Raw genomic sequence first — 21,029 nt, 5'->3', positions numbered from 1 at the left:
CACGCACGGTAAATGCGCGGCCGCTTGCGCCGAACACGTTATGTCCACCGAGGAAACGCGCGACGAATTCCGTGCGCGGCCGATTGAATACTTCGTATGGCGAACCGCTTTGTTCAATGCGCCCATGGCTCATGACAACGACCATATCCGCAAGCGCGAGCGCCTCTTCCTGCGAGTGCGTCACGTGCACGAAGGTGATGCCCAGTTCCTTCTGCCAACGCTTGAGTTCGGCACGCATCTGCACGCGCAGGAACGGATCAAGCGCGGACAAGGGTTCGTCGAGCAGCAGGCAGCGCGGCTCATTCAACAGCGCGCGGGCGAGTGCGACACGCTGCTGCTGCCCACCCGATAGTTGCGACGGCTTGCGTTGCGCATAGGCGCTCATCGCGACAAGTTCCAGCAGTTCACCCGCCCGCTTCCGGCGTGCATCCTTGGCTACTCCGCGCATCTTCAGGCTGAACGCAACGTTATCGAGTGCTGACAAATGCGGGAACAACGCATAACTCTGGAAGACCATCGCGGTGCCACGCGTGGCAGGTTGCGCGCGCGTGACGTTGCGCTGGCCGATGAGGATGTCGCCGTCGCTGATCGACTCGTGGCCGGCGATCATTCGCAACGTCGATGTCTTGCCACAGCCAGACGGCCCGAGCAGGCAACAGTACTGGCCACCGGGAATCCGCAGGTCGATCGAATCGACAGCGAGCGAGTCGCCGTATTGCTTCGATACATGCACCAGTTCGATATCGGCGGGCTCGGTCTTGAGCACGGCGGCAGGCACGGCAGAAGTGGACGGACTCATGGGTACGAACTCATGCGGGGCGTTTCCTCGATATAAGCGCGGCGAGCGATAACTAACGACGACAAAGACGGGGCTAAGGGTTCTGCAAGGCGCTGAATGCAAGACCTATGCCACTTTGTTTGCATATCGATAATCCATTGCAAACTATCATCTCTATTGAACGTAGACGATATGGCGTGTAAATTGCACACAATCTCAAATCAAACTGTCGGCGATCAAACCCGTTATTCCGCACAATCGCGGTGCGCCACGGGTCCGTCGCGGGGCGCGATCCCCCAAAAAGGTTCACGCGCGGCACGCTTGTCACTCAAGGCTTTTGCACATGGACACCACCCGCCACGCTCACGCGTCGCACGATCCTGCGTTCGGTCCTGCGTTTGGCCCGCTAGCCACGCATGGCCGCTTTCCTTACCGGCCGATCACCGACACCGACGCGTTTCGTTGGCCGGGCGACACCGGGCTCGCTGTCTATCTCGGCTTCAACATCGAACACTTTGCGTTCGCTGAGGGATTGGGCGCGGCCCTCGGTCCGGTCTCGCCCCAGCCCGATGTGCTCAATTACAGCTGGCGCGAATACGGCAACCGCGTGGGCGTATGGCGCTGCATCGAGCTCTTCGATCAACTCGACCTGCCGTCGGGCACGCTGATCAACACCTCGCTTTATGACCACTGCCCGGAAGTCATCGAAGCCTGTCTCGCACGCGGCGACGAACTGATCGCACACGGTCATACAAATTCGCAACGCCAGAGCGACCTGGACGAACCCGGCGAGCGCGCGTTGATACTGCATTGCCGCGAACGCATCATCGCGCATGCCGGCACGCCGCCTTCAGGCTGGCTCTCGCCATGGATCTCCGAGTCGCGCGTCACGCCCGATCTGCTCGCGGAAACCGGCTACAGCTACACGCTCAACTGGTGCCACGACGACCGCCCCGTGCGCATGGCGACCCGCTCGGGTTCGTTATGGTCCATCCCCTACCCCCAGGAACTCAACGACTTGCCAATGATGGTCGGCCGTCATCTCGACGCGCGCGACTTCGCCGACATGATCATCGACCAGTTCGACGAAATGCTCGAACAGGCGAACCGCAGCCGCCATCCGCAGGCGCTCGTGATGGGCATCGCGCTGCATCCCTATCTCGTCGGACAGCCCTACCGGCTGCGTCATTTGCGTCGCGCGCTGCAGCACATTGTCGCCGCCCGCGCCAACGGCGATGTATGGATGACAACGCCCGGAGCAATCGCCCGCCATATGGACGAGATGGAACACGTGGGTCTCGTCGGCACGCCGCAACAGGCCCTCCTTCCCACAGAAAAATGACGCCGAAACCCGCATTGAAAGCGGCTGCAAAGCCCCGAAACGAAACCGTCCAGGATACCGCCGCTGCGCAGGACGCCGATGCGCGCCTCTATCAGGCCATCTTCGATGGTGTGCTCAACCATCGGCTGACGCCCGGCACCAAACTTCCAGAGCCAGAGTTGTGCCAGTTGTTCGGGGTCGGCCGCGCGGTCGTACGGCGCGTGCTGGAGAAGCTCGCCTACGACGGCATCGTTGCCTTGCGGCCGAACAAGGGCGCGGTCATCGCCGAGCCGACGGCCGAGGAAACGCGCGAGATTTTCGAAGCGCGCCGTTCGATGGAGCGCGTGCTGGTGGAGCTCGCCGTGCAACGCGCGACTGCACACGACATCAAGGCGCTGCGCCGTCAGTTAGCCGATGAACACGAAGCCATGCATCGCTTCGACCAGCCCTCGTGGGCGCGCCTTGCAAGTGACTTTCACCTGCGTATCGCGGCGCTTGGCGGCAACTCGATCCTGCAACGCTACCTGACCGAACTGGTGTCGCGATGCTCGTTGATCGTGGGCGTCTACGAGCCGCCGGGCCATGCGCCATGCGAGCACGAGGAACATGCGGCGATTGTCGACTGCATCGAGGCGCGCGATGCAGCGGGCGCAGTGACACGTATGGAAGCGCATCTCCGGGAACTGGAAGAGCGCATTGAGACGTCACGCATGCTGGGCGAGAAAAGCCTCGGGCAACTGCTCGGCATGAGCTGAATCCAAACGTCAACCTAAGCCGACTGATCCACGCCATCATGGAAATAGACTTCGAAGCCATCACCGAATACCAGCGATACAAGCTCATGGCGAGCCTGATCGTGCCGCGTCCGATCGCGCTGGTGACAACCATGAGTGCGAGCGGCACGATCAACGCCGCGCCCTTCTCGATGTTCAACATGCTGGGCGAGGAGCCGCCCATTGTGATGATCAGCATCAACCGTCTCGACGATGGCTCGCTCAAGGACACGGCCGTCAATATTGTGCGCAGCCGCGAGTTCGTCGTGCATCTTTGCGACGAAGCAATGGCCGAAAAAATGCATCGGTGCGGAGAACGTCTGCCACCGGATGTCAGCGAACTCGAGAAGGTCGGGCTGACGCCGACGCCAAGCTCACGAGTCGCACCGCCACGGATTGCGGAGGCGCCGGTGGCGTTCGAATGTACGTTGTGGGAAACACTGGAAACCACGAGCCGTCAGATCTTCATCGGATGCGTTCACAGGCTGCATGCGCGCGATGAACTGATCGACACCGAAACGTGGCGGGTGCGACTCCAGCACTACTTCCCGGTCGGCCGGTTCGGCGCGAGCGACTATGTGACCACCCGCGAGCGTTTTACGCTCGGCTGAACGCGCCCTCCCGGAGCACCCCATCCATGCACAACGCTACCCTTGCCACGTCCACCAAAGGCATGGTCACCAGCCCCCACGCACTTTCGAGCGAAGCGGGCCTCGAGGTGCTGCGCGCCGGCGGCAACGCCATTGAAGCGGCTATTGCGATTGGCGCAGCGTTAAGCGTGACCTATCCGCATTTCACCGGTCTTGGCGGCGACGCGTTCTGGGTCATCGGCGACCGGACGGGCATGCTGCGTACGCTATCGGGCATCGGGCAAGCGGCGCAAACGTTGCCCGCGTTGTCCGCTGCCATTCCGTTGCGCGGCGCCGGTTCTACATTGACCACCGCTGCAACGGTCGATACCTGGCATCAGGCCTATGCGATCAGCCAGGCGGCATGGGGCGGCCAACGCAGGTGGTCATCGCTCTTCGAGCGTGCTATCGAGTATGCATCGGAGGGATTTCCGGTCACGCCGTCGCAGCATTTCTGGCAGCAGTTCCGCGCTAGTGAATTGCGCGCGATGCCGAACTTTTCAGCGGTATTTGCGCCCGACGGCCATGCCCCTGCGATCGGCGAGCGCTTTGTTCAACCGGCGCTTGCACGCAGTCTTGAACGCATCGCGACCTACGGCGCACGCGAATTCTACGAAGGTGAGCTCGCTGAGCGTATTGCACGCGGCTTGCAGCAGGCCGGCTCACCGCTGACGCAAGCCGACCTCGCGAAGACTCGCTCACGCGACGAAGCACCGCTGCGCGTGGCATATCGCGGCGGAGAACTCGTGAGCCTGCAACCCCCCACGCAAGGCGTCACCACGCTGCAGATCATGGGCGCGCTTGCGCGCTTCGATCTGTCGTCCATCGCAGAGGGCAGCGCCGACTACTATCACTTGCTGGTGGAGGCAGTGAAGTGCGCGTTCGTCGATCGGGACCGTTGGGTCGCTGACCCGGAGTTCAACCGCGTTCCCGTCGACGATATGCTCTCGACCAGCACGCTCGACGCCCACGCGCGCTCCATCAATCTTCACCAGGCGCGAGCGTGGCCACATATATTCCGTCCCGGCGATACGGTGTACATCGGTGCATCGGACGCGCATGGCCGCAGCGTCAGTCTGCTTCAGACGGTCTACTTCGACTGGGGTAGCGGGGTGGTGGCTGGGGACACCGGAATTCTCTGGCACAACCGCGGTGCGTCGTTCAGCGTTGACCCGTCGCATCACAATGTCTTGCAGCCCGGCAAGCGGCCATTTCATACGCTCAACCCCGGCATGTACCTAAAGGATGGGCGGCCGCATCTGTTGTTCGGCACGCAGGGCGCAGACGGTCAGCCGCAGACGCTGGCAGCGGTGTTGACGCGGCTGATCGACTACGGGATGGACCCGTTGAGCGCGCTGGCTCGTCCGCGTTTCCTGCTCGGCAAGACCTTCTCGGATACCCGCGATGCGCTGAAGCTGGAGGAAGACGCCGGTGCCGAGGTATTCGCCGCGCTAGCGGCGCGCGGGCATGAAGTGAGCGCTATTGCAGCGCAGAGTCCGCTTGCGGGTCATCCGGGGGTGATCCGGATTGAATCGGATGGTGTAATGTCCGGCGCCCATGATCCGCGTAGCGACGGCGAGGCCATGGGACTTTGAGCGCTCGGCGAGCAAGTGTATAAGCGCACCACCTCGGGCGATGGCTTCCGTTATCCAACGGCTGCATGGCTGCGTGTTGCATAGGGGCGCATTGGCCACTCGACGCCGGTCGCCACGGGTGCGCGCATCAGGTCTCGCGCAGCGTTGCACGCAGAAAGTCCCGCACCGGTTCGCTGTCGCGCGGCAGTCCGGTTGCTTTCGACCAGATCACGCCAACATCCATCGTCGGCACGGCATCGACCACCGGCCGACGAACGATGCGGCCGCCCTCCAGCGACCACGGCCGGTACACCAGGTCCGACAGGATCGTGACGCCGCTGCCGAGCGCAACCATGCTGCGAATACATTCGATCGACTTGCTCTGGAACGCGACCGCGGGCAGCAAGCCGTGCCGCGTCCAATACAATTTCGCGGTGTGGACGTGCTCGTCCATGTCGAGAAGAAGGAAGTCCTGACGGGCGACTTCGGCAAGCGTGACACTGTCGGCCCCCGCCAATGGGTGTTCCGGCGAGACCCACAAATGCCGCGGCGAACGCAGCAGCGTCTCGCCGTCAATGTCTTCACGCAGCGCCGCGTTCGACACCAGCACGATCCCAAGATCCAGCTCCCCGTCGGCGATCGCCTGCTCGACGTCGGAACGCTCGCGCTCGTGCAACACGACCGACAAATCTGGAAAGCGGCGTTTCAGCTTCAGTCCCAGTGACGGCATCAGGTACGCGGAGATCGTATCCGTAACACCAATGCGCAAGGTCCCCGACAGCGTGGCCGGAGCGGCACGCATATCCTCAACCGCCCGTTGTACACCGGCGCTCAATTGCTGCGCGTGACGCAGAAAACGTTCGCCTGCATCGCTTAAACGCAGACCCTTGGCATGGCGAATGAATAGCGGGGACCCGACGATCTCCTCGAGCGCCTTCAACGCGATGGTCATCGACGACTGAGAAATGTTGCAGCGAAGTGCAGCCTTCGAGATCTGTCCGGTCTCGGCAACCGCGACGAAATAACGGATCTGCCGAAGCGTGAAGTCCATATTGATTTTTCCAATATCGCAAGTTCTGAATATTGAATTATCAATATTATTTTTGCCACTCTAGGATCGGCCGCATGGATCTAGAGGCAGTCGGCGAGATGGAAACAATCGAAACACCCGGATATTGCACGCTTTGCCGCTCGCGCTGCGGCACCTTGAACACGGTGCGCGGCGGGCAGTTTGTCAGCGTTCGCCCGAACCCCGCGCATCCGACCGGAAGCGCGATGTGCATGAAGGGGCGAGCCGCGCCCGAACTGGTCCATAGCCCGCATCGCCTGCGTTATCCGATGCGCCGCACTCAGCCCAAGAACGCCGCCGATCCCGGCTGGCAGCGTATTTCATGGGAAGAAGCGCTCGCGGAAGTCAGCGAACGGCTCGACGCCATTCGCCGCGAAAGCGGTGCGGAGGCCGTGGTATTCGGTGTAACCACGCCGAGCGGCACGCCGCTGTCGGACAGCATCGACTGGATCGAGCGTTTTGTGCGTTACTTCGGGAGTCCGAACATTTGTTACGCGACTGAGATCTGCAACTGGCACAAGGATTTTGCCCACGCATTCACGTTCGGATGCGGCATGCCGACGCCTGACTGGGAGCACACCGATCTCATCATGCTGTGGGGCCATAACCCCGCCGCCGCGTGGCTTGCACAAGCGAATGCAGTAGCTGGCGGCCGGGTGAACGGCGCTCGCCTGATGGTGATCGATCCACGCGCAACCGCGCTCGCCCAGCAGGCTGACAGCTGGCTCCGGGTACGTCCCGGCACCGACACGGCCCTCGCGCTCGGCCTGATCCATGTGCTGATTCAAGCGAACAGCTTCGATGAAACCTTCGTGCGCCGCTGGACCAACGGGCCGTTGCTGGTCCGGGCGGACAACGGCCTGTTCCTGCGCGAACGCGATCTCGATGCCCAAGCGGACGACAATCGTTTCCTCATCTGGGACCCGCGCACAGCAGCGCCGCATGCTCACGCCGATGCAACCGACGGCGAGTTACGCGGCACCTTCGAGATCGAGACCACCAGTGGGCCCGTGCGCTGTCATCCCGCGTTCGAACTGCTGGTCAGCGAGGTCGCGGCCTATACGCCGGAACACGTATCGGCGTTGACGACCATTCCCGCAGCGGCAATTCTCGACGCGGCTCACCTTATCGGCAGGTCGAAACGGGTGGCGTATCACGCATGGTCGGGCGTCGCGCAGCATACCAACGCGACGCAAACCGAACGCGCGATCGCCGTGCTGTACGCCCTGACCGGCTGCTTCGATCAACCCGGCGGTAATCGCCTCTATCCAACGCATGCGGTCAATCCGGTCAGCGAGCTCTCGCAACTCGCGCCGGCGCAACGCGCGAAGGCGCTCGGACTTGCCGAGCGGCCACTCGGTCCGCCCGCCCGTGGCTGGGTGACCGCGCGCGATACGTATCGAGCGATCCTGGACGGCGAGCCGTACAAGGTGCGCGCCCTATTCGGCTTCGGCTCGAATCCGCTCTCCTCGCAAGCCGATATCGCGCTCGCGCGCCGGGCGTTCGAAGCCCTCGAATTCCATGTTCATTGCGACCTGTTCGAGACTCCGACCGCGCGTTACGCCGACATCCTGCTGCCGGTCGGCACACCCTGGGAACGTGAAGGTTTGCGTGTCGGCTTCGAACTCAACGCGGCGTCGCAGGGTCTGGTGCAGTTGCGGCGCAAGATGATCGAGCCGCAAGGCGAGGCACGCTCCGACAACGACATCATCTTCGATCTGGCTTGCAGGCTCGGCATGCGCGATGCGTTCTTCGGCGGCAGCCTCGAAGCGGGATGGAATCACATGCTCGCGCCGCTGGACTTGAGCGTCAAGCAATTGCGCGCCACGCCCGAAGGCATCAACCTGCCGTTGCCCGAGCGACAGCGGCTCTACGAGACCGCAGGCTTCGCGACAGAGACAGGACGCGTCGAACTCTATTCGGAGCTTCTGCTTCGACACGGCCAGCCGCCTTTGCCAGCTTTTATCGAACCGGTGGAAAACCAGTCTGGAGGAAGACGTTTTCCGATTGTGCTGTCATCGGCGAAGAACGGGCATTTCTGTCATAGCCAGCATCGCGGGCTGGTATCGCTGAGAAAACGCTCGACGAATCCCATGCTCGAGATCGCCACGTCGCTTGCGCGCGAGCGCTGCATTGAGGACGGCGATCCGGTCATTGTCACTACGCGCAACGGGCATGCGCGTTTTATCGCGCACCTGTCCGAGTCCATGCAGCCGGACAGCGTGGTTGCCGAGTTCGGCTGGTGGCAGGCGTGCCCGGAAATCGGCGCACCGGGTTTCTCGCTCGACGGTCCGGACAATAGTCACTACAACGGCCTGATTTCATCGGAGCATGCCGACCCGGTTAGCGGGTCGGTGCCGCACCGGTCGTTTCGCTGCGACATCGCTCGAGATCCGCTATTCGATATCGCGCGGCGCGCCTGGGGCGGCTGGCGTCCGTTCATTGTCAGCGAGGTAAAAGCGCTGGCCGATGGCGTGGTGGGCATTCACATCACGCCACTCGACGATGGCGGTCTGCCCGACTTCAAGCCGGGGCAGCATGTGTCGGTTCGCATCGAAACAGACCAGGGCGTCGAACCGCTTTCACGCGCTTATTCGCTGACCGGTCCCGCGGCCCTGGAAACACGCCGCGACTATTCGATCGCGGTACGTCATCAACGCGGTGTCGATGCGGCCGGCGCCGAGTGGCAAGGCGCGCTTTCAACGCATCTGCATACGCGAATCACGCCCGGTGCTCGCGTGGACTTGCGGGCGCCGTCCGGTCGCTTTACGTTACCGGTCGAGTCGCCGCAACCGATCGTGCTGATCGCGGGCGGCATTGGCATTACGCCGTTCATCAGCCAACTGGAAACGATCGTACGCCGCCATGACGCGCCGCCGGAGATCACGCTGCATTATGCCAACCGCCACGCGGCGTCGCACGCATTCAGGCAGCGCTTGCGGGCGCTCTGCAAAGTGTTGCCGACCCTGCGGGTGGTTGATTACTACGCGGAGCCTGTCGCGGACGCCAGCGCAGGCTCGTACGCGCTCCGCACGCGTATCACGGACGCCGTGGTGACCGATCAGGAGATCGAGCGCCGCGTGCGCGTGTACATGTGCGGGCCCGTGCCAATGATGCGCGCGGTGCGCACCGGCCTCGTCGCACGTGGCGTGCCGGACTTCGACATCTTCCACGAAGAGTTCCGCTCGCCGGCACGGGTGGCATCGGGCGATGACCGGACCCATCAGGTCACGTTTCGCCGCAGCGGCCGCACGGTCGGATGGCAAGCGTCGTCCGGCACCTTGCTGGAATTCGCGGAAAAGCTGGGCATCGCGATGCCGAGTGGTTGCCGCGTAGGCCAGTGCGAGAGCTGCGCTGTGCGCGTGCTGAACGGCTCGGCCATGCATCTGCACGGCGAGGAGCCGGACGACCCCGCCACGCTGCTCGGCTGCCAGGCCATTCCCCTCACCGACCTCGAACTCGATGCTTGACGCGTGACCTTTGAAATCGACCATGAAAGTCCAGGACACCGGGACCACACGCCAGGCCCTGCCCTTCAAATGCATTGACCGGCGCGCCCGAAGCGATGTTCATCGCGGGCTACGAGACCCCGCTGCAGCATGCCCACAAGATCGACGTGGCGGATGCGCCAGCGCTCCTGCACGGCAGCGCTGCCTGATTTTTACTTGCTCTCCAGCTCATCAATTCAACCCCTGCCCCAAGCGAGATCGCCATGAAAAACACTACCGCGCTGGACCGTGTCGAGCCGACATCGGATAGCGGCTTCCTTGAACGCATCGCCGTCGGCGTCGCTCGCTGGTCCGAACGCTGGTTCCCGGATGCGTATGTCTTCGCCGCCATCGCTGTTGCTGCGGTTGCGCTGGGCGCGCTGGCGATTGGCGCACCGGCCACGCAGGTTGCGCGCAGTTTCGGCGATGGCTTCTGGAGCCTGATCCCGTTCACCATGCAGATGGCGATGATCGCGATTACTGGTTACGTCGTCGCGGTCTCCGCCCCGGCATCGAAGCTGATTGCAACCCTCGCCCGCATACCGCGCTCGGGCCGCGCGGCGATCACGTTCGTTGCGTTGATCAGCATTGTGTTGTCGCTCTTCAACTGGGCGATCAGCCTCGTGTTCAGCGGCTTGCTGGTCCGTGCGCTCGCACGCCGCAATGACCTGGAGATGGACTATCGGGCGGCCGGCGCAGCCGCGTATCTCGGCATGGGAGCGACCTGGGCGCTGGGTCTCAGCTCGGCGGCGGCGCAACTGCAGGCCAACCCGGCAAGCTTGCCCAAGTCCATCAGCGACATCACGGGCGTACTGCCGTTTTCGCAGACCATCTTCCTGCCGCAATCGATGATCATGGCGCTCGTGCTTGGCCTCGTCTCGCTGGCGATTGCATGGTTCTCCGCGCCTCGCCACGCGCGCGTGGTCACGGCCCGCGCTCTGGACGTGGACTTGTCCGAACCGGTCGCGCCGCCGGCGCGTGCGCAACGGCCTGGCGACTGGCTGGAGTACAGCCCGCTGCTGACCCTGGTTCTGGTCGCGTTGGGCGTGGGCTGGCTGGCGCACGAATTCACGACTAAAGATCCGTTACTCGCCATCTCCAACCTGAACACCTACAACTTCCTCTTCCTGATGCTCGGCATGCTGCTTCACTGGCGCCCATACCGGTTCCTGCAGGCGGTCAAGATGTCGGTACCGTCGGTGGCCGGCGTGCTGATCCAGTTTCCGCTGTATGGCGGTATCGCGTTCATCCTGACCAAGGCAGCGGCGCCCGGCGGCGAAGCGTTGTCGCATGTGCTGGCCGCATTTTTCGTATCGGTCTCGTCACATGCGTCGTTCCCCGCCGTAATGGGCGCGTACTCCGCGATACTCGGTTTCTTTGTGCCGTCAGGCGGCGGCAAGTGGATCATCGAGGCACCGTACGTGATGCAGGCGGCCAACGATCTGCATGTGCATCTGGGCTGGGCCGTGCAGGTTTATAACGCTGCCGAAGCGCTGCCGAACCTGATCAATCCGTTCTGGATGTTGCCGCTGCTCGGCGTACTAGGTTTGCGAGCCCGCGATGTCGTAGGCTTCACGTTCACGCAGTTGATCGTGCATGTGCCGCTGGTGCTGATTCTTCTGACAGTGCTGGCGGGAACGCTCGAATTCGTGCCGCCGGCCATGCCTTAGAAACTGTCCGGATCCTCGGTGAACCTTGGATTGACGTGTCCACTCATGACCGCGGCAGCGTAACACTAGCCGCCGCGCTTCCCTCCTGGCTCACGCGCCGCTGTCTATGCGCACCCCTGCCGCGCGCATTGGGTCCGAAGCAACAGCACTCTCCTTGGGCAGCGCCCATTCCAGCCAGCGGGTGCGCTGCAGGACCACCAGCGCGAATGCGATGGCCGATAGCCCGCCGAAGGTGGCGAAACCCATCTGATAGCTGCCGGTGCTTTCCTTGGCCATCCCCATGATCACCGGCAAATAGAAACCACCAATCCCGCCCGCTGCGCCGATGATGCCGGACATCAGCCCGGTCTTGCCCTTCCAGCGTTGCGGCACCAACTGGAACGTAGCACCATTGCCGAGTCCGAAGCACAAGTAGGTCACCACGAGCAGCGCGATCCCGGCCGGCAGCGGCGGCATCCATGCCGCGAAGGTAAAGTCGCACACGGAGATTGCGGCGAGCAGCAAGACGAGCGCACGCACGCCGGAGATCCGGTCTGCGATCAGGCCGCCGATCGGACGCACCAGCGCACCAATGAAAGCGAGCAGCGACATGAAGAGACCCGCCTCAAGTTTCGGCAGTTGATACAGCGATATCAGCAGCGTGGTCACGTAGGATGACATACCGACGAAGCCGCCGAAAGTGATGCTATAGACCAGCATCACAACCCACGTATCCCCTTCCACCAGCACGCTGCGGTAATGCTTCGGCAATACCGCAATAGCCAGTAGTGCACCCAGTACCGGTAGCAGCAACACGCCCGTTTTGCCTGCGCCAAAAATGCCCCAATGCACTGCAAGTACGAGCGCGACGAGTCCGCCCAGCGTAATGCAGAAGCTAAGGAAGGCTTGCGGTGCACTGCCCGACTTGGGTCCCAGATCCTTCGCCCAAAAGAATATCGCTGTCGCTGCCAACGCCAGCAAAGGCAACGCAGCGCCCGTCGCTTTCGCCCAGCCAAAATGCTCTGCCAGACCCGGGAACATGAATCCGTCGAGCACCGCGCCAATGTTGCCTGCGGCGGCGAGCCCGAGCACCAGACCCTGCACCTTGGGTGGATAGTTGCTTCCCGCCATCGGTAGCGCAACGGCGAAGCTTGCACCACCGACACCAAGAAACACGCCGAGCACGAGCAGCAACGTATAGGACGGAGCGGACGGCAATAACAGCAGGATGATCGAAGGCAAGGCCGACAGCGCGATACCCATCAACGCAATGCGCCGGCCGTCGTGGGCCTGATACAGATTGCCGAGCGTCACTCGCAGGATGGCCGCACCCAGCACCGGAACCGCGACCAGGAAGCCCAGTTCGGCCGGCGACATCGCGATGTCCTTGTGGATGAACGGCGCGAGCGGGCCGAACATCACCCACACGGTGAAACCGGTATCGAAGTAGAGGAAGCACGCAAGCAACGCGCGCCAGTTACCGCTCGATAACGAATTCAGCAGGTTTTTCATGGGTTTCTCTCTCGGGGCGAAGGCTATTGAAAAGCGCGATCAGCACGGATGTGCCGACCTTGTGGGTGAACGCTGCGTTGAGGCGACGCCTCGTTGGCGCTACGCGTGTTGACGACGCTGTGGATCAACTGGTCCATTTCCTTGATGATGTCGGCGAGGACCGTAGTGATCACCGCGAATTCCCGGCCGAACTGCCCCGCACGCGCGGCCGCAATGCGCGCATTGAGGGCCACAATGTTGGCCTGCATGGAGATGCTCCCAAGCTGCTCGGCAATGTCACTCTGACGCTTGAGCGACTCAGCCTCGATGCTGCGCATCTCGTGTTGATAGGCGAGCGTTATGTCCTGCAGGAGTTCAAGCAACGGCGTGGCCTGAGCAACGAGTGCATCAGTCTTCTCGCGACCGTCCGCCAGGCCCGACTCGAGACACGACACAGCTTGATGCGCTTGCGCGATAAAGCGCTGGATCCTCTCGTGTGCATTGCGTGTGCCGAAATAGAGCTGATGCAGGGCTTCCGAAAATACGCCTGTCAACGGACCATCGCCGCTCACCAGATCGGCGTGCGTCTGCGCAAACGTGCCCAGGCAGTCCTTCACCACCATCAGCGCGGAGGCATCACCGTGTGATGCGAGCAGCACATGCAGAACAATGCGCTGCGAGAGCATCCGCTGCCTGCCTGACAGATTGATAAGCTGTCCGATCGTCTGCGCCGAGATTTCCTCTCGGCTTGCGTGTGTCCACTGTTTCATGATTAAAGCCGATATCCCGAGACGGTTGGCTCGATCATCCGATCCCATCCGATCACAAAATGTGAACCAGGACGAGACTCGCGATGGTTGATCTAGCGCGCAAAAAAAAGCGCCCCGAGCAGCAACCGCACCCCGATTGCTCGGTCGCACAGTTGTCGCTCGGGACGCCGTTGCCCCTGCTGGCCGCTACACGCGAGCGGCCGAAGAATGGTTAATACGTAGAGGCCTCCGTTGGCCCCTGTCCGAACAATGCAATAGCCGTGCCAAAATCCGCATGGCAGGCGTCAGCAGTTATTTTCTTCGGCAGGTTCCAACGTCGCGCCAACCGGCTTTGATACGCCCAGCGGGGCTCGGATATTCAACGACGTATCGCCCGGACGTAGCATTCAACGAAAGTTGGCGGGTTCGTCGCCGTGCGATCAATAGATTGTCGCTCGCTGCAAAACACGGATCTGCGACCTGAGTTGGTGCGATGCAATGATGCACTGCACTATGCCTGTGCGCCGCGTCGAACCACATTGGAGCGCCAGAGTCGACCGGTGGATCACCCACCAGCGCGCAGTCCTCGCGCACCACTCGCGCGATGCGCACCTGTTACGGGCCGTCATCCGGGCCGACGGCGTCGGGCCTACTCCGCGCACACAAAAAAAGCACCCGAGGGTGCCTTAAAGTGAATCTGTTTATTGTTTTTGGTTTCTCTCGCACCGGCCCCAAATGCCGACGGCGCCTCAATAAGTGAATTGAAGCCATTACAGTGGTGACTTGGAGATGCTCCGATACGTGAGGGTACTAACGGCACGAATTGGTCAAACTTGAGCGGACTAGGGAATCTACTAGCCGCAACGAAACAGGCAAGCATCGAAATGAACGCCGCTCATCCGCGAGTAGTGCGTGAAGCACAAAGGGCAAACCCTCAACGTATCTGGACGAAGCACTCCTGATCATCGACCCATGGCGTCAACAATCTCTTCGGGCCACTTCGAAGAGAACCTCGCACGACACGCGGCCTGTAACCAACGCATGATTTTCCCCAGCCCGCTATTCACTAACACTACCCGCCCGAATCCTGCGTCTTATTACCATGTCATATCGTGATGTATATGCAACAGCCATCGCCCCGGCAAATACGTTAATATATGTCATAATCACATACTTTTTTACGATGCGTTTGGCAGGAGACGCTGCCTGACAGTGAGCACATCCATGTAAGGACGCCCGCTCACAATATTCTCCAGGCCTATGGTCCGAACCGCTCTCGCACGCTGGCTTCTCAGCTTCTCCCCTTCACCCGTCGCGCTGGGTTGGCCCGAACGGTTCCGGTCCTGTCTCGGCGCCCTGCTCGGCATCTCCTTCACTGCAGGGGTGATGCATGTTTTCCTGGGCGACAACGCGTTCATCCCCCTGCTGGTCGCGCCGATGGGTGCCTCCGCGGTGCTGCTGTTCGCCGTGCCCGCGAGCCCTCTCGCACAACCCTGGTCGATCATCGGCGGAAATATGGTTTCCGCGATTATCGGCGTAGCGTGTGCGACCTGGATCACGAACCCGATCGACGCCGCGCCAATTGCAGTGGCACTGTCGATTGGGGCAATGTTCGTGTTCAGGTGCGTGCATCCTCCCTCAGGCGCAGTCGCGCTCACTGCTGTCCTCGGTGGGCCCGCGGTGCATGCCCTTGGATTCGGATTCGTCATTGCGCCAATAGCGGCGCAGTCGTTTGCGCTGTTGGCGGTCGCGATCGCGTTCCACGCGGCGACGGGGCATCGCTATCCTCACGCGGCACGTTCAGCCAAGGAATCAGGAGCCCGTGCGCCAGCGGCCAGCCCTGGATTCACACGGGAAGACCTCAAGGAAGTGCTCGGCCGTCGCAACGAATTACTGGACATCGACCCAGGCGATCTCGAATCGCTGCTGCTGGAAATACAACTGCAATCGTACGTGCGTGGCTTCAGTGGATTAAGCTGCGCGGAAATCATGTCGAGCCCCGTCGTGTCGGTCACATCCGGGACGACGGTCGCCACAGCCGCCTCCATACTCCGGCGTCATGGCATCAAGGCGCTACCTGTTATCGACGAACGTGCATTCGTGATCGGCATCATCACGCCGGCTGATATCGCGAGAAATATGGCAGCCGGAAAACTTCGAAGGCTGGCGACGTTCGTTGAACGATGGGCCGCCGCGCCCGGTTCAGCGCCGACGGTAGCGTCCATCATGACGACCGATGTGTCCACGGTCAGCGTCACCACGTCAATTGCGAAGCTCGTTCCCCTATTCGCCGCTTATGGTCATCACCATATTCCGGTGCTCGATGCGCAGGAGAAACTCGCCGGCATGATCACTCAGGCTGACCTGATACTCGGTCTCTACCGACAAACGCACGCCTAGCCGCGGCGAGATCGCGAAGGTCGCAAGAGTCGCACCAGGATCGAGCGCGCTTGAACGGCTGTCTGTCATCCCCACAATTCGGAACCAGCATATATATCATCACGTGATACAATTTTAATCTAGGTTCCTGACTGGACTTTCCCCCTATGAAAGAAACTTTTCGCGCACTAAGCAAAGAGAACTTTGAACAGCTATCCGAATTTCGTTACCAGATGCGGCGGTTCGAGCGGTTCTCGGAGCAGGCCGCTCAGGACGAAGGCATTACTCCGCTGCAGTATTTGCTGTTGTTGCATATCAAGGGTTATCCGGACCGGGACTGGGCAACTGTCGGCGAACTAGCTGAGCGGCTTCAGGCGCAGCACCACGGAGTCGTAGCGCTCGTGTCGCGGTGCGAAGCGCTGGATCTGGTCAAGAGAAAGCCTAGCGAAATTGACCGCCGCCAAGTCGAGGTTCATCTGCTGAAACCCGGAGAGAAGATCCTTTCGCGGCTAGCCGAATTGCATCGGGCAGAACTCAGGTCGCTCGCGGGTACCTTCCGCGTTCCGCAGATCGATCTTTAGGTTGATGCATGCCTATGCAACGCAAACCAATCTGATTTGATGAGGAGTCAAGGTGCACGAAAACGCTTCACGAGGTGATTTTGCGGCGAACGCTCATCTGTTGCGCATCACAGCCATTGCAGGTGTGATCGGCGCGTTGAGCACAGTCACGGCCTATGTCCTGCTCCACCTGATCAACTTCTTCACCAACCTTTTCTTCTTCCAGTCCCTGTCGTTCGTCAGTCGCTCGCCTGCGGGAAATACGCTCGGTCTCTGGGTGGTCGTGATTCCCGTCATCGGCGGACTGGTGATTGGACTGATCGCACGCTATGGCAGCGAAGCCATCCGTGGACACGGCATTCCGGAAGCGATCGAAGCCATCCTGTTTGGCAAGAGCAAGATGTCGCCGAAGGTCGCGGTGCTGAAGCCGCTTTCCTCCGCTATCGCGATTGGCAGCGGTGGCCCGTTCGGCGCGGAAGGGCCAATCATCATGACGGGCGGCGCACTGGGGTCGCTGCTCGCACAATATTTCCACCTGACTGCGGGTGAACGCAAGACGCTGCTCGTCGCCGGCGCCGTAGCCGGGATGACGGCGGTTTTCGGTACACCTGTCGCGGCAGTCCTGCTCGCGGTCGAACTGTTGCTGTTTGAATTGCGCCCACGTAGCCTGCTCCCTGTTGCTGTCGCGTGCGCGGTGGCAGGTTTCACGCGCCCCCTTCTGATCGGCAGCGGCGCCCTCTTCCCGTTGCAAACCATCCCACTGGGTCCGCTCGGCCTCATTTCATGCGTGGTCGCAGGTCTTGCGGCCGGCGCAATGTCCTGGGGTTTGTCATCGGCGCTGTACAAGGTCGAGGACCTCTTCGGCAAATTGCCGATTCACTGGATGTGGTGGCCGGCGCTTGGCGGCATTGCCGTGGGCATCGGTGGATATTTCGAGCCACGTGCGCTCGGCGTAGGTTATGACGTCATCGGCGATTTGCTACACAACCATCTTGCTGTCAGCGTCGTGGCGGGCCTGATACTCGTGAAGGCGATCATCTGGGTCATCGCCCTCGGCTCCGGCACATCCGGAGGTGTACTCGCTCCGCTGCTGATGATGGGTGCGGCCATGGGAACCATCATCGGACCGTACCTGCCTGGCGGCGAGCCCGCAGTGTGGCCGCTGGTATTCATGGCGGCTACACTCGGCGGGATGATGCGCGCACCGATCATGGCGACCGTGTTCGCGTTCGAACTCACCCATGACGCCAATGTACTGTTGCCTCTGCTCATGGCTTCGGCTGTCGCATACGGATTCACGGTGCTGCTGATGCGGCGCTCCATCCTGACCGAGAAAATCGCCCGCCGCGGTTATCACATTTATCGTGAGTACGGCATCGATCCTCTTGAACGCCATTTCGTAGAAGAAGTGATGGCGCGCCAAGTCGAGACGATCGATGCAAATGCGCCGGTCGCTGAAGTGCTGGCGAAATACTTTGGTGAAAAACAAAACCATCGCGCATTTCCCGTGACACGGGACGGCGCGCTGGTAGGAATGATCGAGCGCGACGGATTCATCGCGCGAAGCGGCAATCCCGCTATCCAGGTGATGAGCGACTTGTTCGGCGCAAACACTCCAATCATGGCGTTGCCCGGGGAAACCTGCCGGATCGTGTCCAACCGGCTGGCAGTGCATGGGCTCGAGCGCTTGCCCGTGGTGTCGGACACGCAGTCGCGCCGTCTGGTGGGCTTGATAAGCCGCAGCGACCTGGTGAAACCATCGCTCGCGTTCTTCGAAGAAGAGGAGCGACGAGAGATGTTCCGGCGCACTCCCCTGCACCACCTGAAGAAACGGTTTGCACCAGTGCCGAGTCATAAAGACAATTCAACTCGGGAGCATTCCTAAGTTTTCTGGCAAACGGTTCCATGGACGGTGCCGACCGACACTGATCACGTCAGCGGCAAGATCGGGTCCGTGCAGACCGATCTCCCATAACGCGCTCCCGAGGTCCCATGCAACAGGGATTGCTATGACGAACGTTGATTCCGAACAATCCCTTCCAGACCTTCTTGAACCGGGCTTGTCGCTGATATTCTGCGGAATCAATCCGGGTATGCGTGCAGCCTCGACAGGTCATCACTTTGCGGGCAGAGGCAATCGGTTCTGGCGGGTCATGCATCTTGCGGGCTTCACTCCCGAACAGATTCGTCCCGAAGACGACCACACGGTTCTTCGATATGGCTGCGGTCTCACAACGGTGGTCCCGCGACCAACGGCGCAGGCCGCCGAACTATCGCGATTGGAAATTGAACTGGCCGGCGATGCTTTTCGGCGGAAGATCGAGCAGTACGCACCGCGGCACGTCGTTTTCCTTGGAAAGATGGCGCTCTCGGCTATCTCCGGCGCGCGCAATATCGAATGGGGGCTGCAAACCAATCGATTCTGCGGCGCACACGCGTGGGTCTTGCCGAACCCAAGCGGACTGAACAGGGCGTTCGATCTCGATGCGCTGGTAACCGCCTACCGGGAAGTTCGCATTGCCGTAGCGTCCATGCCCTGAAGGTGCGCGTTTTTGCGTAGTGTCTCGGTCACGAATTCCACGAAAGCGCGAACCTTGCCGCTGGTGCTTCGCCGCTCGCCATGCAGCAGACTCACCGGGGTCGACTCGGGGCTTGAATGAGCCAGGGATAGCCGCATCAGTCAGCGCTATTTGCGGTATCCCGATTGCTCGAACTACTGCGGCAAAGCATAGGCAATGACATAGTCGCCGAGCTTCGTACCGAACGAGCCGTGCCCGCCCGCCGCGATCACAACGTACTGACGGCCATTGATCGAATAGCTCATCGGTGTGGCCTGCCCACCTGCGGGCAGGCGGGCCTCCCAGACCTGCTTGCCGTTGTTCACGTCGAACCCGCGGATGTAGTTGTCCGCCGTCGCGCCAATGAACACCACACCGCCCGCCGTGACGATCGGGCCGCCCAGCATCGGCATGCCCATCTTGAACGGCAGCGGAATCGGCGAACTGTCGCGCACCGTGCCAATACGCTTCTTCCACACGATCTCATTGGTCTTGAGATCAATCGCAGAGATGTAGCCCCATGCCGGTTGCTTGCACGGCAAGCCCAACGGCGAGAGGAACGCGTTGATCGTGACGCCGTACGGCACGCCGTATTGAGGCTGGATGCCCGACTCCGTGCCGCTGCCCTTGGCGCCCGGCACCGGCTCCAACGGGTTGCCCGGACCGCGCGGAATCAGACGCGAGACGAACGGCAACGCGATCGGGTTCGCCACCGCGATCTGGCGGTCGGTGTCGACGGCGATACCACCCCACTCGAACATGCCCAGGTTGCCCGGGAACACGAGCGTGCCCTGCAGCGACGGCGGCGTGAACGTGCCCTCGTAACGCAGCTTGTGGAACATGACCCGGCACACAAGTTGGTCGTACATCGTCGCGCCCCACATGTCGGCGTCGGTCAGGTTCTTCGACGGACGATAGGTGAGCTGCGAGAACGGCTGTGTCGGCGTAACGTGGTCGCCCGGGGCGGCGCCTTGCGGCACGGGCGTTTCGGGCGCCGGCACGACAGGCACACCGGTGCGGCGGTCGAGCACGAACAGGTTGCCGGTCTTGGCCGGCGCGTAGACGACCGACACGGTCTTGCCGTCCTTGTCGGTAATGTCGGCAACCGTGGGCTGCGATGGCTGGTCCATGTCCCACAGATCGTGGTGCGCGGTCTGGTAGAACCAGGCGAGTTCGCCGGTCGAGGCGTGAAGTGCGAGCAGGCCGCTGGCGTAACGCTCTTGCTCCGGCGTACGGTTGCCGCCCCAGATATCGGGTGTCGTCACACCCATCGGCAAGTAGACAATGTCGAGCTTCGCATCGTAGGCGGCGGGTGCCCACGAGTTGGGCGATGTCCACGTGTAATGTTCGCCTGGGCCCGGAATGTGATTTGGGTCCTTCGCGCCCGGATCGAACGCCCAGAGCAACTTGCCTGTGCGCACGTCGAAGCCGCGGATGACGCCCGACGGTTCGCGGCTCGAGAAGTTGTCCTCGACCGCGCCCGCCACGACGATCACCTTGCTGGTGATGATCGACGGCGAGGTGGGCTCGTACATGCCCGGCGTCGTGACCGGCTGGGCGTGTTGAAGGTCGAGGTCGCCGTTGTTGCCGAAGCCCGCGCAACGTTGGCCCGTCAACGCGTCGAGCGCGTACAGGTGGCCGTCGTTGACCGGCAGGTAGATGCGGCGCGTACAAGCGGCCGTGGCAGCGGCTCCCGAAGTATCCGCGACTGCGGCGGCATCGCTCGCCGGCGTTGTGGTAGCTGCGGTGGCTGCAGCGGGTGCGACCGCCGTGGCACTGGCCGAAAGATCGACATACGACACGCCGCGGCAAGTCACGTGCTGGAACGATGGGTCAGCCTTCAGTTGCGGTTCGAACTTCCACTTGAGCGCGCCCGTCTTTGCGTCGAGCGCAAACAGGATCTGATGCGGCGAGCATAGATAAAGCAGGTCGCCGATCTTGATTGGCGTGACTTCGTTGGTAATCTCGACAGGATCGTTGGGCCCCTTCATGTCACCTGTTCGAAAGGTCC

The 21,029-nt window shown here is 61.8% G+C and carries 16 protein-coding genes; 11 read left to right on the top strand and 5 right to left on the bottom strand.

Annotated elements, in window-relative coordinates:
* Positions 1-799: ABC transporter ATP-binding protein (locus JWR14_RS09120; protein ID WP_299704799.1), on the bottom strand; the 799-nt coding region annotated here is incomplete at its 3' end.
* Positions 800-1,121: 322 nt separating this feature from the next.
* Here JWR14_RS09120 and JWR14_RS09115 point away from each other — a divergent pair.
* The 4 genes from JWR14_RS09115 to JWR14_RS09100 are packed head-to-tail and all read left to right on the top strand — an operon-like array spanning position 1,122 to position 5,096.
* A complete protein-coding gene (locus JWR14_RS09115; RefSeq protein WP_299704796.1) occupies positions 1,122-2,120 on the top strand; it encodes a polysaccharide deacetylase family protein in 999 nt (332 codons plus the stop codon).
* Positions 2,117-2,854: a GntR family transcriptional regulator gene (locus JWR14_RS09110; protein WP_299704793.1), complete on the top strand. Its 738-nt coding sequence runs from the start codon at positions 2,117-2,119 to the stop codon at positions 2,852-2,854. Before JWR14_RS09115 ends, JWR14_RS09110 begins: the two co-directional genes overlap by 4 nt.
* A gap of 38 nt (positions 2,855-2,892) precedes the next feature.
* On the top strand, positions 2,893-3,483 hold the full coding sequence (locus JWR14_RS09105) for a flavin reductase family protein (protein ID WP_299704790.1): 591 nt from the start codon (positions 2,893-2,895) through the stop codon (positions 3,481-3,483).
* 26 nt (positions 3,484-3,509) lie between these two features.
* The gene (locus JWR14_RS09100; protein ID WP_299704787.1) at positions 3,510-5,096 is read left to right on the top strand and encodes a gamma-glutamyltransferase family protein; all 1,587 of its coding nucleotides are present in this window, start codon (positions 3,510-3,512) and stop codon (positions 5,094-5,096) included.
* A 127-nt stretch (positions 5,097-5,223) separates the two neighbouring features.
* On the opposite strand, the gene JWR14_RS09095 is transcribed toward JWR14_RS09100, so the two are convergent.
* A complete protein-coding gene (locus tag JWR14_RS09095) occupies positions 5,224-6,126 on the bottom strand; it encodes a LysR family transcriptional regulator (protein ID WP_299704784.1) in 903 nt (300 codons plus the stop codon).
* A gap of 74 nt (positions 6,127-6,200) precedes the next feature.
* Here JWR14_RS09095 and JWR14_RS09090 point away from each other — a divergent pair, with 74 nt between their 5' ends.
* Positions 6,201-9,614 carry a molybdopterin-dependent oxidoreductase gene (locus tag JWR14_RS09090; protein WP_299704781.1) on the top strand — a complete coding sequence of 1,138 codons (3,414 nt, stop codon included), beginning with the start codon at positions 6,201-6,203 and terminating at the stop codon, positions 9,612-9,614.
* Positions 9,615-9,856: 242 nt separating this feature from the next.
* Complete coding sequence (locus JWR14_RS09085; protein ID WP_299704777.1) at positions 9,857-11,302, top strand: TIGR00366 family protein; 1,446 nt, start codon at positions 9,857-9,859, stop codon at positions 11,300-11,302.
* 90 nt (positions 11,303-11,392) lie between these two features.
* On the opposite strand, the gene JWR14_RS09080 is transcribed toward JWR14_RS09085, so the two are convergent.
* Both JWR14_RS09080 and JWR14_RS09075 read right to left on the bottom strand, forming a co-directional pair.
* The gene (locus tag JWR14_RS09080) at positions 11,393-12,793 is read right to left on the bottom strand and encodes an MFS transporter (RefSeq protein ID WP_299704774.1); all 1,401 of its coding nucleotides are present in this window, start codon (positions 12,791-12,793) and stop codon (positions 11,393-11,395) included.
* Between the two features lie 23 nt (positions 12,794-12,816).
* Positions 12,817-13,542: a type IV pili methyl-accepting chemotaxis transducer N-terminal domain-containing protein gene (locus JWR14_RS09075; protein WP_299704771.1), complete on the bottom strand. Its 726-nt coding sequence runs from the start codon at positions 13,540-13,542 to the stop codon at positions 12,817-12,819.
* 83 nt (positions 13,543-13,625) lie between these two features.
* On the opposite strand from JWR14_RS09075, the gene JWR14_RS09070 reads away from it, so the two are divergent.
* From JWR14_RS09070 to mug, 5 genes are all read left to right on the top strand, one after another.
* A complete protein-coding gene (locus JWR14_RS09070; RefSeq protein WP_299704768.1) occupies positions 13,626-13,757 on the top strand; it encodes a hypothetical protein in 132 nt (43 codons plus the stop codon).
* Between the two features lie 1,024 nt (positions 13,758-14,781).
* The gene (locus tag JWR14_RS09065; RefSeq protein WP_299704765.1) at positions 14,782-15,921 is read left to right on the top strand and encodes an HPP family protein; all 1,140 of its coding nucleotides are present in this window, start codon (positions 14,782-14,784) and stop codon (positions 15,919-15,921) included.
* Positions 15,922-16,067: 146 nt separating this feature from the next.
* A complete protein-coding gene (locus tag JWR14_RS09060; protein ID WP_299704762.1) occupies positions 16,068-16,481 on the top strand; it encodes a helix-turn-helix domain-containing protein in 414 nt (137 codons plus the stop codon).
* Positions 16,482-16,533: 52 nt separating this feature from the next.
* A complete protein-coding gene (locus tag JWR14_RS09055) occupies positions 16,534-18,345 on the top strand; it encodes a chloride channel protein (protein ID WP_299704759.1) in 1,812 nt (603 codons plus the stop codon).
* Between the two features lie 124 nt (positions 18,346-18,469).
* Positions 18,470-19,000 carry a G/U mismatch-specific DNA glycosylase gene (gene mug, locus JWR14_RS09050; protein ID WP_299704756.1) on the top strand — a complete coding sequence of 177 codons (531 nt, stop codon included), beginning with the start codon at positions 18,470-18,472 and terminating at the stop codon, positions 18,998-19,000.
* A gap of 173 nt (positions 19,001-19,173) precedes the next feature.
* On the opposite strand, the gene JWR14_RS09045 is transcribed toward mug, so the two are convergent.
* On the bottom strand, positions 19,174-21,029 hold a 1,856-nt coding region (locus JWR14_RS09045; protein ID WP_299704753.1), incomplete at its 5' end, for a membrane-bound PQQ-dependent dehydrogenase, glucose/quinate/shikimate family.

Origin of the sequence: Caballeronia sp. (genome assembly GCF_028292365.1) — a bacterium.
Classification (GTDB): Bacteria; Pseudomonadota; Gammaproteobacteria; order Burkholderiales; family Burkholderiaceae; genus Caballeronia.
This window is presented reverse-complemented; position numbering and strand designations above follow the sequence as displayed.

Bases quoted from the DNA above. Each gene is read 5' to 3' on its own strand.
- JWR14_RS09115 (WP_299704796.1), top strand. From the start codon at position 1,122: ATGGACACCACCCGCCACGCTCACGCGTCGCACGATCCTGCGTTCGGT.
- JWR14_RS09110 (WP_299704793.1), top strand. From the start codon at position 2,117: ATGACGCCGAAACCCGCATTGAAAGCGGCTGCAAAGCCCCGAAACGAA.
- JWR14_RS09105 (WP_299704790.1), top strand. From the start codon at position 2,893: ATGGAAATAGACTTCGAAGCCATCACCGAATACCAGCGATACAAGCTC.
- JWR14_RS09100 (WP_299704787.1), top strand. From the start codon at position 3,510: ATGCACAACGCTACCCTTGCCACGTCCACCAAAGGCATGGTCACCAGC.
- JWR14_RS09095 (WP_299704784.1), bottom strand. From the start codon at position 6,126: ATGGACTTCACGCTTCGGCAGATCCGTTATTTCGTCGCGGTTGCCGAG.
- JWR14_RS09090 (WP_299704781.1), top strand. From the start codon at position 6,201: ATGGATCTAGAGGCAGTCGGCGAGATGGAAACAATCGAAACACCCGGA.
- JWR14_RS09085 (WP_299704777.1), top strand. From the start codon at position 9,857: ATGAAAAACACTACCGCGCTGGACCGTGTCGAGCCGACATCGGATAGC.
- JWR14_RS09080 (WP_299704774.1), bottom strand. From the start codon at position 12,793: ATGAAAAACCTGCTGAATTCGTTATCGAGCGGTAACTGGCGCGCGTTG.
- JWR14_RS09075 (WP_299704771.1), bottom strand. From the start codon at position 13,542: ATGAAACAGTGGACACACGCAAGCCGAGAGGAAATCTCGGCGCAGACG.
- JWR14_RS09070 (WP_299704768.1), top strand. From the start codon at position 13,626: ATGGTTGATCTAGCGCGCAAAAAAAAGCGCCCCGAGCAGCAACCGCAC.
- JWR14_RS09065 (WP_299704765.1), top strand. From the start codon at position 14,782: ATGGTCCGAACCGCTCTCGCACGCTGGCTTCTCAGCTTCTCCCCTTCA.
- JWR14_RS09060 (WP_299704762.1), top strand. From the start codon at position 16,068: ATGAAAGAAACTTTTCGCGCACTAAGCAAAGAGAACTTTGAACAGCTA.
- mug (WP_299704756.1), top strand. From the start codon at position 18,470: ATGACGAACGTTGATTCCGAACAATCCCTTCCAGACCTTCTTGAACCG.